Origin of the sequence: Bradyrhizobium sp. BWA-3-5 (assembly GCF_032917985.1) — a bacterium.
Taxonomy (GTDB): Bacteria; Pseudomonadota; Alphaproteobacteria; order Rhizobiales; family Xanthobacteraceae; genus Bradyrhizobium.
The window spans coordinates 4,396,716-4,410,140 of sequence record NZ_CP136626.1 but is presented as its reverse complement, the minus strand read 5'-3'; the positions used below and the strand labels follow the sequence as shown (position 1 = coordinate 4,410,140).

21 protein-coding genes are annotated in these 13,425 nt (G+C 63.6%); 10 read left to right on the top strand and 11 right to left on the bottom strand.

The features are described 5' to 3' along the window. The first annotated feature begins 16 nt into the window (after nt 1–16). Nucleotides 17–853 (top strand): TerC family protein, encoded by an 837-nt coding sequence (locus tag RX331_RS21415; protein ID WP_317251898.1) that lies wholly within the window; start codon nt 17–19, stop codon nt 851–853. Nucleotides 854–982: 129 nt separating this feature from the next. On the opposite strand, the gene RX331_RS21410 is transcribed toward RX331_RS21415, so the two are convergent. Then, the gene (locus RX331_RS21410) at nt 983–1,114 is read right to left on the bottom strand and encodes a hypothetical protein (protein WP_317251897.1); all 132 of its coding nucleotides are present in this window, start codon (nt 1,112–1,114) and stop codon (nt 983–985) included. A 433-nt stretch (nt 1,115–1,547) separates the two neighbouring features. Here RX331_RS21410 and RX331_RS21405 point away from each other — a divergent pair, with 433 nt between their 5' ends. Then, nucleotides 1,548–1,751 (top strand): hypothetical protein, encoded by a 204-nt coding sequence (locus tag RX331_RS21405; protein WP_317251896.1) that lies wholly within the window; start codon nt 1,548–1,550, stop codon nt 1,749–1,751. Between the two features lie 75 nt (nt 1,752–1,826). Then, complete coding sequence (locus tag RX331_RS21400) at nt 1,827–4,142, top strand: xanthine dehydrogenase family protein molybdopterin-binding subunit (protein WP_317251895.1); 2,316 nt, start codon at nt 1,827–1,829, stop codon at nt 4,140–4,142. A gap of 21 nt (nt 4,143–4,163) precedes the next feature. Here RX331_RS21400 and RX331_RS21395 read toward each other — a convergent pair whose 3' ends face one another. Beyond that, on the bottom strand, nt 4,164–4,814 hold the full coding sequence (locus tag RX331_RS21395; protein WP_317251894.1) for a glutathione S-transferase family protein: 651 nt from the start codon (nt 4,812–4,814) through the stop codon (nt 4,164–4,166). A 186-nt stretch (nt 4,815–5,000) separates the two neighbouring features. Next, entirely contained in the window at nt 5,001–5,363 is a 363-nt protein-coding gene (locus RX331_RS21390) for a hypothetical protein (RefSeq protein ID WP_317251893.1), read from the bottom strand. A 253-nt stretch (nt 5,364–5,616) separates the two neighbouring features. Between RX331_RS21390 and RX331_RS21385 the strand changes: the two genes are divergently transcribed. After that, nucleotides 5,617–5,847, top strand: a complete 231-nt coding sequence (locus RX331_RS21385) for a DUF6894 family protein (protein WP_317251892.1) — start codon at nt 5,617–5,619, stop codon at nt 5,845–5,847. A 9-nt stretch (nt 5,848–5,856) separates the two neighbouring features. Here RX331_RS21385 and RX331_RS21380 read toward each other — a convergent pair whose 3' ends face one another. Next, a complete protein-coding gene (locus RX331_RS21380) occupies nt 5,857–6,060 on the bottom strand; it encodes a hypothetical protein (protein WP_317251891.1) in 204 nt (67 codons plus the stop codon). A gap of 132 nt (nt 6,061–6,192) precedes the next feature. Here RX331_RS21380 and RX331_RS21375 point away from each other — a divergent pair, with 132 nt between their 5' ends. Both RX331_RS21375 and RX331_RS21370 read left to right on the top strand, forming a co-directional pair. Continuing rightward, entirely contained in the window at nt 6,193–6,924 is a 732-nt protein-coding gene (locus RX331_RS21375; protein WP_317251890.1) for a Crp/Fnr family transcriptional regulator, read from the top strand. Nucleotides 6,925–7,139: 215 nt separating this feature from the next. After that, nucleotides 7,140–7,355, top strand: coding sequence for a hypothetical protein (locus RX331_RS21370; protein ID WP_317251889.1), 216 nt, complete (start codon nt 7,140–7,142; stop codon nt 7,353–7,355). 31 nt (nt 7,356–7,386) lie between these two features. Here the strand turns inward: RX331_RS21370 and RX331_RS21365 are convergent, their stop codons facing one another. From RX331_RS21365 to RX331_RS21345, 5 genes are read right to left on the bottom strand one after another with little or no spacing between them, the layout of a single operon-like run. After that, on the bottom strand, nt 7,387–7,824 hold the full coding sequence (locus RX331_RS21365; RefSeq protein ID WP_317251888.1) for a DUF1801 domain-containing protein: 438 nt from the start codon (nt 7,822–7,824) through the stop codon (nt 7,387–7,389). 17 nt (nt 7,825–7,841) lie between these two features. After that, a complete protein-coding gene (locus tag RX331_RS21360; RefSeq protein WP_317251887.1) occupies nt 7,842–8,312 on the bottom strand; it encodes a DUF1801 domain-containing protein in 471 nt (156 codons plus the stop codon). Nucleotides 8,313–8,334: 22 nt separating this feature from the next. Beyond that, nucleotides 8,335–8,541 (bottom strand): hypothetical protein, encoded by a 207-nt coding sequence (locus RX331_RS21355; protein WP_317251886.1) that lies wholly within the window; start codon nt 8,539–8,541, stop codon nt 8,335–8,337. 45 nt (nt 8,542–8,586) lie between these two features. Further along, entirely contained in the window at nt 8,587–9,018 is a 432-nt protein-coding gene (locus tag RX331_RS21350; RefSeq protein WP_317251885.1) for an SRPBCC domain-containing protein, read from the bottom strand. Then, the gene (locus RX331_RS21345) at nt 9,015–9,338 is read right to left on the bottom strand and encodes a metalloregulator ArsR/SmtB family transcription factor (protein ID WP_317251884.1); all 324 of its coding nucleotides are present in this window, start codon (nt 9,336–9,338) and stop codon (nt 9,015–9,017) included. Before RX331_RS21345 ends, RX331_RS21350 begins: the two co-directional genes overlap by 4 nt. A 149-nt stretch (nt 9,339–9,487) precedes the next feature. Between RX331_RS21345 and RX331_RS21340 the strand changes: the two genes are divergently transcribed. Then, nucleotides 9,488–10,108 (top strand): class I SAM-dependent methyltransferase, encoded by a 621-nt coding sequence (locus tag RX331_RS21340; protein ID WP_317251883.1) that lies wholly within the window; start codon nt 9,488–9,490, stop codon nt 10,106–10,108. A gap of 20 nt (nt 10,109–10,128) precedes the next feature. Here the strand turns inward: RX331_RS21340 and RX331_RS21335 are convergent, their stop codons facing one another. Then, nucleotides 10,129–10,533, bottom strand: a complete 405-nt coding sequence (locus RX331_RS21335) for a four-helix bundle copper-binding protein (protein ID WP_317251882.1) — start codon at nt 10,531–10,533, stop codon at nt 10,129–10,131. A 227-nt stretch (nt 10,534–10,760) separates the two neighbouring features. Here RX331_RS21335 and RX331_RS21330 point away from each other — a divergent pair, with 227 nt between their 5' ends. The 3 genes from RX331_RS21330 to RX331_RS21320 all read left to right on the top strand — a co-directional run bounded on the left by RX331_RS21330 (nt 10,761) and on the right by RX331_RS21320 (nt 12,604). Beyond that, complete coding sequence (locus RX331_RS21330; protein ID WP_317251881.1) at nt 10,761–11,135, top strand: hypothetical protein; 375 nt, start codon at nt 10,761–10,763, stop codon at nt 11,133–11,135. Nucleotides 11,136–11,210: 75 nt separating this feature from the next. Further along, entirely contained in the window at nt 11,211–12,446 is a 1,236-nt protein-coding gene (locus tag RX331_RS21325) for an efflux RND transporter periplasmic adaptor subunit (protein ID WP_317251880.1), read from the top strand. Beyond that, a complete protein-coding gene (locus tag RX331_RS21320; protein WP_317251879.1) occupies nt 12,443–12,604 on the top strand; it encodes a hypothetical protein in 162 nt (53 codons plus the stop codon). The genes RX331_RS21325 and RX331_RS21320 overlap by 4 nt, the downstream gene beginning before the upstream one ends. Here the strand turns inward: RX331_RS21320 and RX331_RS21315 are convergent. Beyond that, nucleotides 12,601–13,347: an SDR family oxidoreductase gene (locus tag RX331_RS21315; protein WP_317251878.1), complete on the bottom strand. Its 747-nt coding sequence runs from the start codon at nt 13,345–13,347 to the stop codon at nt 12,601–12,603. The genes RX331_RS21320 and RX331_RS21315 overlap by 4 nt on opposite strands. Between the last annotated feature and the right edge of the window lie 78 nt (nt 13,348–13,425).

Here is a 13,425-nt window from a genome sequence, read left to right as displayed (position 1 = left end):
GTGGGGGGAGAAGACTGTGAACTGGCTGCTGCAAATTCTTGATCCGGCGACGATTACGGGGTTCTTCACCCAGTTTCAGACCGAGGTGCAGCAACCTGCGTTCTGGGTCGCGCTCGGCAAGATCATGTGGATCAACATCCTCTTGTCGGGCGACAACGCGCTGGTCATCGCGATGGCGTGCCGGGGCCTGCCGCCGCGCCAGCGCTTCTGGGGCATGGTCCTCGGCGCCGGCGTCGCCGTTTTCCTGCGCATCATTTTCACCGGCATCGTCGTAACGTTGATGGCGCTGCCCTACCTCAAGCTGGTCGGCGGCCTGGCGCTGCTGGTGATCGCGGCCAAGCTCCTGGTTCCCGAACATGAGGACGAGAGCGACACGGAAGCGGCTGCGCATCTGTGGGCCGCCGTGCAGATCGTGGCGATCGCCGACATCGTGATGAGCCTCGACAACGTCATCGCCGTTGCCGCCGCCGCCAATGGCAGCATCCCGCTGCTCGTCATCGGTCTTGCCATCAGCGTGCCCTTGATCGTCGCGGGAGCCGCGTTGATCATGGCGCTATTGACGCGGATTCCGGCGCTGGTGTGGGCCGGCGCGGGCCTGCTCGGCTGGATCGCCGGCGAGGTGATGGCGACCGATCCGGCGCTGCAGCCGCATCTGCATGCGTTCTTCAACGGCCCGGTCGGCACCGGCCTCGATGGCTTTCTCAAGTCGCTCGGCATGGCGCCGCAGTTTGCCAACAACGGGCATGGCGGCGAGGTGGTCCTCGGCATCATCGGCATCGCCATTGTGCTGATCGCCGGATCGGTCTGGCGCAAGCGCAAGCTGCAGGGCGCTGAGCACTCTGCGACCGCCTAGGTCGCCGGTTCGTCCACCGACCTTAAGCGGCGGCTTCGCGCCCTCACGGGCGCGTTCTATTTTCGTTGTCAGCTTGTCGTTATCAGTTCGGCGGCGCAGTTCGCCGAAACGGATGCCGCAGATTGCGGCTCAGAACGCGCGGCGCCGCGGCGGTGGACCGACTTGCGGGTGGCGCACACGGGCGAGGCGTTCGAAAATCACGATCCCGGCGGCGCAGGCAACAAGACCTACGATCGCCATCGCAAGAACAGTTTTGAGCATGGTTCGCTCCTGAAAGTGCCGCCGGCTAGGACGTCAGACGAATCAAGTTCCCGCAAGACGGGTGAACTACGGTCGCGCGGCTTATTCGGAGGAAGGTCGGCCTGCCGCGGCGATGCAGCAGACAAGCGTCCCGGCTCGGGGACCGGGGCAGCGGTCGTGGAGGTGTGCCAGGCAATTGGCATAGACGTGAACGAAGCGGAGCAAAGTGGGAACGCGGCACTGCTCGACGCCAGCTTTACGCCAGCGGCTACAATTGCTCCATTCGAGCCAATCGTTTTCCGTTCCTTCCGTGCTTGCAGATAAAGCCCGGAGCTAAGTCAAGTAGCGAACAGACCGCAGGCGCAATAGCTAAATACGCTTTGTCACTGTGATCCATCGGTGAAGAGAACACACTGTCGTGCTTTCCGCCGTTTTCCAATGAATGGAGCAGAGCATGCAGAAACGGCGTCGTTTCAAACAGACTACCAGCCTCGAGGAACGCCTCGCTGAAGAGGCGATACGACTGCGCACCAAAGCCAAATCGCTCCCACCCGGACCGGAGCGCGAGAGCCTGCTCCGGAAAGCGCGGCAGGATGAGACCGCCTCGCATATGAGCGAGTGGCTCAACTCGCCGGGCCTACAGTCGCCGCGAGCCTGACGCCAGGACGAGAGGCTCGGCACGCGGCAGCGCGGCCTATTGCCTTTGCCGCGGCCCGATTCCATACAATTCGGCATGACCGAGCCGTTGCTGGGGCGCAGCATCAACCGCCTTGAAGACGAGCGCTTTGTGCGGGGACGCGGGCGTTATGTCGCCGATCTCGCGGCGCCGAAAGCGCTTCATGGCGTCGCGGTCCGCTCATCGCATGCACATGCGCGCATCCGTGCGATCAATGCCGATGCGGCGCGCCGAATGCCCGACGTCACCGCCGTGCTGACGGGAGAGGATCTGGCTGCCGACATTATCGGCCCGCTGCCCTGCACGGTGACGCAGATCCCGATGACCACGCCTCTGGTGGTGCCGCCCTGTCACGCGCTGGCGCAGGGCATCGTTCGCTATGTCGGCGAGCCTGTCGCGTTCGTGGTCGCGGCAAACATTGAGGCCGCGCGCGATGCCGCTGAGGCTGTCGCCGTGGATTATGAGCCGTTGCCGCCCGTCGTCGCGATCGCGCAAGCGATTGGGCCGAACGCGCCATCGGTCTGGCCGCAGGCCACCGGCAACATCGCATTCCAGTTCAACCGCGGCGAGATCGGCCCGGTAGAAGCGGCCATCCGCGATGCCGCCCATGTCGTGGAATGCGAATTGGTCAACAACCGCGTCGTCGCCGCACCGCTGGAGACGCGCGGCGCGCTCGGCGAGTTCGATGCCGCAACCGGCCGCCTGCATCTGACCGCTTCGGCCGCTGGCGCGCACGGCATTCGCAACCCGCTTGCCGACGATGTTTTTCACGTCGATAGGGACAAGCTTCGCGTCAGCATTCCCGATGTCGGCGGCGGCTTCGGGATGAAGAATGTCCTCTATCCGGAATGGGTGCTGGTGCTGTGGGCGGCGCGGCGGCTCGGCCGCTCCGTAAGATGGATCGGGGATCGCAACGAGGATTTTGTCGGCTCCGTGCATGGCCGGGACAGTCTTGTGCGGGCCCTCCTTGCACTCGACCGTGACGGTCGCTTCCTGGCGCTCGACACAAAAGTGTTCGTCAATCTCGGCGCCTATGTCTCGACGGTGGCGCCGGTCGTGCCGACCCTGGCGATGGGAAGCGCGATGGGCGGCGTCTACGATATTCCGCTGATCGCATTCGAGACCAGGGGCGTCTTCACCAACACCACGCCGGTCGACGCCTATCGCGGCGCCGGCAAGCCCGAGGCGAACTACCTGATCGAGCGCTGCATCGACATTGCCGCGAACCAGATCGGGATCGACGCGCTAAAACTGCGCCGCAAGAATATCTTTCGCCGCTTTCCCCATGCCAGCGCGATGGGGCTTTCGGTTGAGCAGGGCAGTTTTCGGCACGCGATCGATTCCGCGGTCGCGGCGGCGGACGGGTTCAAGGCGCGCCAGAAGAGCTCGCGGGCGCGGGGCAGGCTGCGCGGGCTCGGCTATGCCTGTTTTTTGGAAACGGCGCGCGGCACGCCCAATGAAGTGGCGGAGGTGCGCGTCGCGGAGGACGGGCTGATCGAGCTGAAGGTCGGCACGCATTCCAACGGTCAGGGCCATGAGACCACCTACGCGCAGATCGCCGCCGACGCACTCGGCCTGCCATTACAGCGCTTCCGCTTCCACCAGGGCGACACCGACGATCTCGATTCCGGCGGCGGCCATGGCGGCGCGCGCTCGATGCATCAGGGCGGCACGGCGCTATTGATGGCGGCTGAAGGCGTGATCGAGAATGCGCGGCGGCTGGCCGCGCGTCTGCTGCAGGCCGGCGTGGACGCGGTCCGATACGAGGCCGGCATGCTGCGCGTGGCCGCGACCGGACAGGAGATCAATCTCGACGAGGTGGCTCGTGCCTCCTACCAGGCGCCGGGCGACGATGTCGCGCCCGGCCTGACGCATCAGGCCACCCATCTCTGCGACCGCTACACGTTCCCGAACGGCTGCCACCTTGCCGAAGTCGAGATCGATCCTGAAACGGGCGCGGCAAAACTCGATCGTTACGTTATCTTCGACGATTACGGCCGCTTGCTCGATCCGCGCCTGACGCTGGGGCAGGTCCATGGCGGCGTCGCGCAGGGCATCGGCCAGGCGCTGTTCGAGCAGGCACTGTTCGATCAACAGACGGGTCAGATCCTGTCGGGCTCGCTGATGGACTACGCGCTGCCGCGCGCCGACGATCTTCCTGATTTCGAAGGTCATCTAACCGCCGATTTTCCGAGCCGCGCCAATCGCCTCGGCGTCAAGGGAAGCGGACAGGCCGGCGCCATCGCAGCGCCCGCCACCATCATGAACGCCGTGATGAACGCGCTGGCGCCGCTCGGCGTGCGGCATCTCGACATGCCGGCAACGCCCGAGCGCATCTGGCGGGCGATCAGTGCGGCACGGCGCGACGCATAGGCGGCGAGCGTCGGCGCCCCATCAGCTGATCGGCGGCCTGGTGTTAACTGCCAATTGCGCATCGAAAGCCCGCCTGTAGGCGGGCCGCGCTTCGCCGCGGGCGACATAGGCAGCGAGATTTGGAAATTCGTCCAGAATGCCCGACGGTCTCACCCTGAGCAGTACCGATACCATCATCAGGTCACCCGCGCTGAACGCGCCATCGAGCCAGTCGCCATTGCCCAGACGAGCGGCAAGTTGTTTCATCCGATCGCGCACGCGATCCGCGACCAGCGGCATGCGCTCCTTTGCCCAAGGCTTGTCGCCCTCCAGAATCTTGGCCGTTACGAGTTCGAGGATCGGCGGTTCCACCGTGTTGACCGCGGCAAACATCCATGTGATCGCGCGCGCCCGGGTGTTCGCATCATCCGGCAGCAGGCCTGCGTGGCATTCGGCGATGTGGAATACGATGGCTCCCGTCTCGAACAGTGTGAGATCGTCTTCCTCATAGGTCGGAATCTGCCCGAAGGGATGCACCGCCAGATGGGCGGGCTCTTTCATCGCACGGAACGAAACTAGGCGAACCTCGTAAGGCTGGCCCACTTCCTCCAGCGCCCAGCGAACGCGCGTGTCACGCGCCAGCCCCATGCCGCCATCAGGTGAGCGTTCAAAGGCGGTAATGGTGATGGTCATCGTGAGGCCCCCTTTGTTTCGCCGTCTATGTGATCTGGCCGGCATCTTGCCGCGGCCAACGATGGGCCGGCCAATTCGGTCGCGGCCGGCGGCACGCCTGACGATTTCAGGTGCCAGATCGCCGCTGACTACCAGGCGCGCGGCGAACTCGTCCGTGCACTCGGCATCACCGGCGAGTGAGCTTTTCTAATACAACCGCATCGGCAGCGGCAACTGGATGTCGTGGTAGCGGCCCTCGTAGCGGTCGACGAAATCCTGCAGGAAGAAGGGGATGTCCCGGAGCTGAAGGTCGCACCGTTGTCGCAGTTCATGCGCGACGTCAGCGGAGGCGTCGCGACACCATCCTGCGGCGACATTGAAAGCGACGACCCGGATCGGGTCGGTGTACTGGCCGGTGAGCAGATCGGTGACGACCGCCTCGAATCCTGACGCCTCCGAATTTACCTCGCCCCAGATCTGTCCATGTTCCAAACAGTGGTGCTCGACGATATAGACGTCGTGCTCGTCACCCTGGGGCACGATTGACGGAACCGAGCCAGCCATACGCATCAACCAACTCCCGACACCAGCACGGTAGATCAAGCTGGCCCGGTTCGATTCGTTCCCGCCGGCTGATTGCGCGGCGGTGAGCCGCATTCGTTCCCAGGAACAATCGCCAGCTTTGTCACTTTCTTCCAATGTCCCGTATCCGACACAGGAGCTGTGCGGCCGTGAGCAGGCCGGCGCGCACGAAGACCGCTATGAAGGAAGGTCAAGAACGTCGGGCTGAGAAACAAGGCTGCTCGACGTTAAGGAATGCCCCATGCCACGCTATTTTTTCAACGTGTACCACGAGAGGGTCGAACTGGATGAGGAGGGGGATGAATTGCCCGACCTGCAGGCCGCCTGGCGCGAGGCTACCGTGACGGCGGGGCAGATCATCCAGGATCTCGACGGCAGACTGCGGCCGGGCATGGATTGGCGGATGGAAGTCACGGATGAGTTCGCCAATCCGCTCTACGTCATCCACGTTCACGCCGACAAGCGCGTGTGAAGAGGAGCGCTATTTGGGGCTCTCCAGCTCGCGCGACGTCAGCCAGCGCTCGATCGCGGCCGCTGACTCGGTCGACACCGCTGCGGTCAGCAGGCGGTCACGTTCGCGTCCCGGCGGCAACGTCTCCGCCTTCTCGCGCGCGCGAAACGCGAGTTGCTTGAGGCGCTCCTGCAGAGGGAGCGCGGGGCGGCTTCGATTTCGCTTCTTTTTCATGGGTCGGTTTCCTTTCCAGGTTCGACCCTTTCACGTTCCGGCGGCGTTATCCTTAACCTTTGTTGGAACCCCTATCGAGCGCCGTTCGTTTTCGTTCAAAGGCAGCACACCATTCGCAAGGAGGCAGGCCCCGTGGATCGGGAAACGGTGTTGGCGAGCTTATTGCGGCGGCTCAATACCGTCTCGCAACTCGAACCAGCGGACATTGATGCTATCAATTCACTCCCGATTGCGGTTCGCCACTGGGAAGGCGGCCGAGCCATCGTATCGGAGGGCGAGCGTCCGAAGGAGTGCTGTCTGATCATCGAAGGCTTTTGTATCCGGTCAAAGACGACAATCCCTGGCGGGCGGCAAATCCTTTCGATCCACATTCCCGGCGAAATTCCCGACTTGCAGAGCCTGCATCTGCACATGATGGATCATGACCTCATCACGCTCGTGCCGTCGACATTGGGATTTATCAGTCACACGGCGTTGCTGGCTTTGACGCATGCGCGGCCGAACGTCGCGGATGCGCTCTGGCGCGTTACTTTGATCGATGCGGCGATATTCCGGGAGTGGATCGTGAATGTCGGGCAGCGGCCGGCTCCCGCCCGGCTAGCCCACGTGGTGCTGGAACTGCGCAGGCGCCTTGCCGTCACGAACCAAGCCGAGTCAACGGCGATCGAATTCCCCTTGACCCAGGAGCAGATCGGCGAGGCGCTGGGGATTACGCCGGTGCACGCCAACCGCATCATCAAGCAACTGCGCCAGGACGGAATCGTCGATGTCGGCAAGGGGCGGGTACAGGTGCTCGACGAGGCCAAGCTGATGGAGCTCGCGCAGTTCGATGACCGCTATCTTCACCTGCATCCAGCCGCCTGAAGCCGCGTCCGCGATATCGCGCGCGGGCTCGCCCCGCCTGCAGAAGCTGACGATTTCATGCTCGAAGTAGCAATTCATGCTCGGAGCAGGAACCAATCAACTCCGGGAAAATTATGCAATCTGTGTCAGGGATAGACACGTGAACTCAAGCGGCTGCCGATGCCGTCCGCCTTGCGCGGCGCATTGGCAACCGCTTCCTTTTCTCCGTCATTGCCATGAAGGATTTTGCCAACGCGTCGTTTCCGCCCGAGGTGATCTCGGTGATGGAGCAGGCGCTTGAGGCGGCCGTCGCTTCGCTTCCCGAGCCGGTCAGCGCCCATCATGTTCAATTCATCGCCGAAGCGATCCTGCGCGGCGCCCACAGCGGAGAGCGCGATCCGCTGATCCTGCAGCGGCTCGCGTTGCTGGAATTGCAGCTTATTTCGAAGTAGGAGCGCTGCGCCCTGTATGGCGCCTGCACAATCACTTCTTGCGAGCGCTGGCGGCGCGCTTCGAGGTATTCAGGGCCACCGCCTCGCGAATGAGCGCCTTCAGCGCCTTTTCATTAATCTTGTCGCCCTCATGGATATCGATCGCGCGCCTGGTATTGCCCTCCAGGCTGGAGTTGAAAAGCCCTGACGGGTCCGCCAGCGAGGCGCCCTTGGCAAACGTCATCTTCACGACGGCCTTGTAGGTTTCGCCGGTGCAGATGATGCCGTCATGCTCCCACACCGGCACGCCACGCCACTTCCACTCCTCGACCACGTCAGGATCGGCCTGCCGGATGATGTCGCGGATGCGCGCGAGCATCTCGCCGCGCCAGTCGCTCAATTCCCCGATCCTGGCATCGATATGTTCGGAGGGAGAGCCTGGGCCCTTGGCTTCCTTGGGGCTGCTCTTCTTCATGCCGGCTTTCTTCATGGCTAAAGTCGTTCCATTTACAATGGTTCGCCAGGCAATCGGCTGGCTTGCTGCACCCAGTTGACGAACTGAGCCTCGCCGAGAGCGCCCTCATGGATGTCGAGATAGCGCACTTCCTCATGTTTGGATGCGCCTGACGGAACAGGGAGCAGCGATGTGCCGCGGAAGAACGTCACTTTGACGTACTTGGTAAAGCAATGATAGCTGAGGAACCAGCCGTCCTGATCCGGCGCGCCGTAGAACGGCGACTTCCATTTCACCGCCTTGCGCACGCCGGGAACGGTCCGCTGGATCACGGCATCGAGTTGCCGCCCGATGTCGCGCTTCCAGCCCGGCATCGCCGCGATGTAGGCCTGCACGGGCGCATCGCCGTCTCCTTTCGCGATCTGGGGATTGCCGCCCGAGATCAGGACAGGCTTTGCGGCGGGCCGCTTGGCGGTCGTCGTCCTTGCGGCCTTCGCCGGCTTTTTCGACGTCGTTTTCACCATCGCGCTGGCTCCGGGGCGTTGCTTAGCCGTTGCGCCATTTCGCGGCGTAGGGCCGCGCGAACATGTAGAGACCGGTGAGCATCAGCAGGATCAGCGGGAACAGCGCAAGTAGGCCGACCCAGACCGCCGGCTTCTCCTGCACCATCGCGACGATATTGACGATCACCCCCAGCGTGAAGGTGATGGAAAGCCAGCGGTGGATCTGCCTGATATGATTATTCCAGTTCAATGGGACCTCCTTTGACGATGGGCTGGAGCGTGATGCGGCGGCGGCCTAGTCCGGCCGCGCCACGAGCGCTTCCAGCTTCTCGAAAAACTGCTTCCATCCGGCATGGGCGCCGCCATAGGCCTGCTTCTGATCCGGCCGGAAGCCGGTCTGCTCCATGCGCAGCAGGGTGCCGGTGCGGGTCGCCGTCAGCGTGAACGTCACCACGCTCTGCAGCGCGAAGGCCGCATCGTCATGATTGAAATTCCAGGTGTAGGACAGCGCCTTGTTCGGCTCGATGGCGAGCACCTCGCAGTCGAGCACGCCGCCCCATTCGCCGCGCAGGTTGAAGCGGTGGCCCACCGTGGGCTTGAAGTCGTTCTTCATCAGCCATTCCTCCATCAGATGCGGCTGCGTGAGCGCGCGCCAGAGCTTTTCCGGCGGATGCGGCATCTCGCGTTCGACGACGACGGTTCGTGTTTCGGTGGCGGTATTGGTCATTGGTCCATCCGTTTGAGCAGATCTTCGAGGCTGTCGAACCGCTTCTCCCAGAAGCCGTGCATTTGGCTTGCCCAGTCGATCAGCGGGGCGAGGGCCCTGGCCTCTGCGCTGTAATGCGTCTGCCGGCCTTCATGACGGTCGCGCACCAGCCCGGCCTGCTTGAGAACGCCGAGATGCTTTGAGACCGCCGGCTGCGAGATGCCGGCCCGGGCGGTGAGCGCCCCGACCGTCTGCTCGCCCTCACGGCACAGACGCTCGAAGATCGCCCGGCGCGTGGGGTCGGCGAGGGTTCTGAACAGCACATCATGGGCGTTCGGCATTTAGATCGATAACCCGTTGGTTATGATCTGTTTCATAACCGAGGAGTTATGAATAGGTCAAGCGGAATTAAAGCACGGCGTGCCCTTAATTGTTGTGCGTGGAGGCGGCGCGCATATTTCGAACGTCGTTCGCCAGTGGAGGATGATCAATGGGTGAAGTCGGCCGTCAGGCCCATTGGGAGAGCGTCTACACGACGAAGGGCGAGAACGAGGTGAGCTGGTTTCAGCAAAGCGCCACGCCTTCGCTGGACTTGATCATGATGCAGGCGGAGCCAACGTCAGCCATCATCGACGTCGGCGGCGGCGCTTCGCGATTGGTCGACCATCTTCTCGAACGCGGGTTTGAGGATGTCACGGTGCTTGACCTGTCGGCCGCCGCACTGGCCGCCGACAAGGTCCGCCTTGGCGCCCGCGCCGAGCGGGTCAACTGGATCGTCGCCGACGTGACCAGTTGGGAGCCGGCGAGGACGTACGACATCTGGCACGACCGGGCCGCTTTCCACTTTCTCACCGAGGCCAGCGATCGCGCCACCTATATCGCCCGTATTGAGCGCGGCCTGAAAATCGGCGGCCACGCCATCATCGCCACTTTCGCGCCCGATGGCCCGGAGAAGTGCAGCGGCCTGCCGGTCGCGCGCTATGACAGCGCGAGCCTCGCACAGACGCTTGGTGCCGCTTTCAGACTGATCCACACGCAGCGGCACGAGCATGCCACGCCATGGGGCGCACGGCAGGCGTTTCAGTTCAGCATTTTGCGACGCGAAGGCTGATCGGGCGGACTGGCCGCGCGCTAATGCGCCATGCCGCGCGCGACCTCGTGACAGGCTTCCATGCAATTGCGGCAGCTTTCCGCGCAGATGCGGCAATGCTCGTGCATCGCGGCGTGCTTCTGGCATTCTTCCGCGCACAGCTTGCAGGCGGCGGCGCAGACGCTGAGCATGCGGCGCATCACCTCGTCATCGAAACCGGTGCGGCGGGTCATGATGCGGCCGGTGATGTTGCAGATGTCGGCGCAATCGAGATCCAGGCGGATGCACTGGGTCAGCTCCTGCACCATGCGCTCCGACAGGCAGGCATCGGCGCAGGACGTGCAAGTCTGGGCACAGGAATAGCATTCCTCGATGCAGCGGATCAGGGCGTCGCTGACCTGGCCTTGGACGGCCGGATGAGTGCCGATCATTTCGCGGGCGTGCATGGCGGGCTCCTTGGCTGAGGGCCGCAGAAGGGGCGGCCGCCAAGTCAAGCCGCCGGAAACGAAAATGTTCTGGCTTTCGGCGGGAATGAATGCTCCGGCCCTGGATCAAACCAGGTTGATCTGCCGCAATGTGATGTTCCCAGAGGCGGATTATATTAACGAAACCCGCGGCTTCGTGATGGAACCTGACTTCCCATTGCGGGGCGGATTATGCGAAAACAAATGCCGTGAAACGCTCGATCCACATCTGTCGGCTGCTGGCGGTCTTCCTGATCGCAGGCCTCGTGTTCGCCCCGCTGGCGGCGCGGGCGAAGATGGATTCGCCGGCCTCGGTGGCCGCGGCTGCGATGGCCGACGAAACGTCATCCATGGCCGAGGACATGTCGTGCTGCTCCGAGAAGTCGGCGCCGGCGGATTGCGCCGATTGCCCGCTGATGGCGATCTGCATGGTGAAGACGCTGCAGGCGCAGCCATCGGCCAGCATCGCCTTGGTCGACCCGGTCATGCTTCGTATGCTGCTGCCGGCAAGCGACCCGGACGCCGAGAGTCTTGGTCTTTCACCTCCGCCCAAACCTCCTCGATCGCTGGTTCGTCCGGCCTGATGCCGGATGCCTCGCGGCGCGCCTGACGCGCCCTGTGCCGCTTTTCGCGGCCGACCACCATTAGAGGATACCGAAATGAAGATGTCATTCTGGGGCGCCGCCCTGGGCGCGATCGCGGGCGTTGCCATCGCCGGCGTTGCCGCGCTTGCCGACAGTAGCCATCAGCATGCGGCGACCGGCGCTTCGACGGCTCCGGCCGAGCGCAAGATCAAGTATTACCGCAACCCGATGGGCCTGTCGGACATTTCGACGACGCCCAAGAAGGACTCGATGGGGATGGATTACATCCCCGTCTATGAGGGCGAGGACAGCGATGAAGGCGTGGTCAAGCTCTCGCCGGGCCGGATCCAGCGCTCCGGCGTCAAGTCGGAGGCCGCCGCCATGCGCGTGATCCGCGCGACGGTTCGCGCCCCCGGCACCGTTCAGCTCGACGAGCGTCGCGTTTCCGTGATCGCAATGCGCGCCGAAGGCTACGTCCAGAAGGTCGCCGACGTCACCACCGGTGCGCATGTCGTCAAGGGCCAGCCGCTGATGGAAATCTACAGCCCGGCCATCTCGTCGGCGGCGGCCGAATATATCTCGACGCTGAACTCAAAAGTTACCGGCGGAGGCGAGGGGGTCTATGGCAAGGGTTCGCGGCAGCGCTTGATGAATCTCGACGTGCCGGAGGCGGCTATCGTCAGCATCGAGAAAGGTCGCAACGTGCCGATCGGGGTCGAGTGGACCTCACCGCGCGACGGCATCGTTCTCGAGCGCAACGTCACCGAGGGCATGCGCGCCCAACCGGGCGATGTTCTGTTCCGGATCGCCGACCACTCGGTGGTGTGGGCGATCATCGATGTTGCCGAGCGCGATCTCGGGGCGCTAGCGGTCGGCCAGCGCGCCGTGGTGCGCGCGCGAAGTTTTCCGGGAAAAGAATTTTCCGGCAAGATCAACGTGATCTATCCGCAGATCACCAAGGAGACGCGCACGGCGCGGGTGCGTGTCCAGCTGTCCAATCCGGACCTGCTGCTGATCCACGACATGTATGTCGATGCCGAGATCGAGACCGGCAGTGCGGAGGCCGTGCTCGCCATTCCCGAAAGCGCGGTGCTCGCCGGCGGCGGGCGGCAATCGGTGCTGGTCGACAAGGGAGAAGGGCGGTTCGAGCCGCGCGAGGTCAAGCTCGGCCATCGCGGCGAGGGTTTTGTCGAGGTCCGCGAAGGCCTTGCCGAGGACGATCCGGTGGTGATATCGGCCAACTTCCTGATCGATGCCGAAAGCAATCTCAAGGCGGCGCTGAAGGGCTTTGCCGAGGGAGCCCAGCCATGATCGCCCGCCTCATCGCATGGTCGGCGCGTAACCTGCTGCTGGTGTTCTTCGGCACCGGCTTTGCCGCCGCCGCCGGCCTCTATGCGCTGGAACTATCGCCCTTAATCGGAAAGAGAAGTAAATTAGGTCGGGACCGCAATTGGCAGCGCGGAAACTAAGCCAGCCCCAAGCCGCCATCGACGGCGAGAACCTGGCCCGTCAGCCACTGCGAGGCGGGGCCCGCAAGCTGGACAATCCATTCCGCGATGTCGTCGGGAACGCCGCGCCGACCGAGCGGAATCCGTACGCGCTCGTCTTCCTTGACGGCTTCGGCCTGTTCCGCGGATAGACCCATCATCCCGGTCAAGGCGCCGGATTCCGTGGGCCCGGCCGCGACCGCATTCACCCTAATTCCGAGCGGCGCGAGTTCGAGCGCCCAGCAGCGGGTCAGGTGTTCCAGCGCCGCCTTGCTGGCGGCGTAGTGGGATAGTCCCGCTGCCGGCCGGTGACCGAAGGTCGAGGAGATGTTGATGATGGTGCCCTGCGTCGCCTTCAGGTGAGGAAGGGCGGCGCGGGCCAGCAGGCTCGGACCGAGCACATTGACGGAAAAGATGTCTATGATCCGATCGGCTGTCGCATCCGATAATGGAAGGATGGCGCCCGCGCCGGCGTTGTTGACGAGCGCATCCACTCGGCCCCAGTTGTCGACCGCCGTGGCGATGGTCCGCTTGGCGTCTTCAGCAGAGGCGGTATTCGCAACAATGCCCGCGATATTTTGATGCTCCGCCACCGTTTGCTCGACGGGGCCGGCGCGGCGACCCGTGATGAGCACTTTGCTGCCCTGGTTGGCGAAACGGAGCGCGGCCGCCCGACCGATGCCGGAGCTGCCGCCCGTTATGATCATGACTTTTTCGTTCTGCATGTTCGACTCATCTGTAAAGTTCGAAGTTGGTCAAAGCGGGCATAAACGACGGCTTCGGTTTCAGCGGCTCAGTGGTTG

Bases quoted from the DNA above. Each gene is read 5' to 3' on its own strand.
- RX331_RS21410 (WP_317251897.1), bottom strand. From the start codon at position 1,114: ATGCTCAAAACTGTTCTTGCGATGGCGATCGTAGGTCTTGTTGCCTGC.
- RX331_RS21405 (WP_317251896.1), top strand. From the start codon at position 1,548: ATGCAGAAACGGCGTCGTTTCAAACAGACTACCAGCCTCGAGGAACGC.
- RX331_RS21400 (WP_317251895.1), top strand. From the start codon at position 1,827: ATGACCGAGCCGTTGCTGGGGCGCAGCATCAACCGCCTTGAAGACGAG.
- RX331_RS21395 (WP_317251894.1), bottom strand. From the start codon at position 4,814: ATGACCATCACCATTACCGCCTTTGAACGCTCACCTGATGGCGGCATG.
- RX331_RS21390 (WP_317251893.1), bottom strand. From the start codon at position 5,363: ATGCGTATGGCTGGCTCGGTTCCGTCAATCGTGCCCCAGGGTGACGAG.
- RX331_RS21385 (WP_317251892.1), top strand. From the start codon at position 5,617: ATGCCACGCTATTTTTTCAACGTGTACCACGAGAGGGTCGAACTGGAT.
- RX331_RS21380 (WP_317251891.1), bottom strand. From the start codon at position 6,060: ATGAAAAAGAAGCGAAATCGAAGCCGCCCCGCGCTCCCTCTGCAGGAG.
- RX331_RS21370 (WP_317251889.1), top strand. From the start codon at position 7,140: ATGAAGGATTTTGCCAACGCGTCGTTTCCGCCCGAGGTGATCTCGGTG.
- RX331_RS21365 (WP_317251888.1), bottom strand. From the start codon at position 7,824: ATGAAGAAAGCCGGCATGAAGAAGAGCAGCCCCAAGGAAGCCAAGGGC.
- RX331_RS21360 (WP_317251887.1), bottom strand. From the start codon at position 8,312: ATGGTGAAAACGACGTCGAAAAAGCCGGCGAAGGCCGCAAGGACGACG.
- RX331_RS21350 (WP_317251885.1), bottom strand. From the start codon at position 9,018: ATGACCAATACCGCCACCGAAACACGAACCGTCGTCGTCGAACGCGAG.
- RX331_RS21345 (WP_317251884.1), bottom strand. From the start codon at position 9,338: ATGCCGAACGCCCATGATGTGCTGTTCAGAACCCTCGCCGACCCCACG.
- RX331_RS21340 (WP_317251883.1), top strand. From the start codon at position 9,488: ATGGGTGAAGTCGGCCGTCAGGCCCATTGGGAGAGCGTCTACACGACG.
- RX331_RS21335 (WP_317251882.1), bottom strand. From the start codon at position 10,533: ATGCACGCCCGCGAAATGATCGGCACTCATCCGGCCGTCCAAGGCCAG.
- RX331_RS21325 (WP_317251880.1), top strand. From the start codon at position 11,211: ATGAAGATGTCATTCTGGGGCGCCGCCCTGGGCGCGATCGCGGGCGTT.
- RX331_RS21320 (WP_317251879.1), top strand. From the start codon at position 12,443: ATGATCGCCCGCCTCATCGCATGGTCGGCGCGTAACCTGCTGCTGGTG.
- RX331_RS21315 (WP_317251878.1), bottom strand. From the start codon at position 13,347: ATGCAGAACGAAAAAGTCATGATCATAACGGGCGGCAGCTCCGGCATC.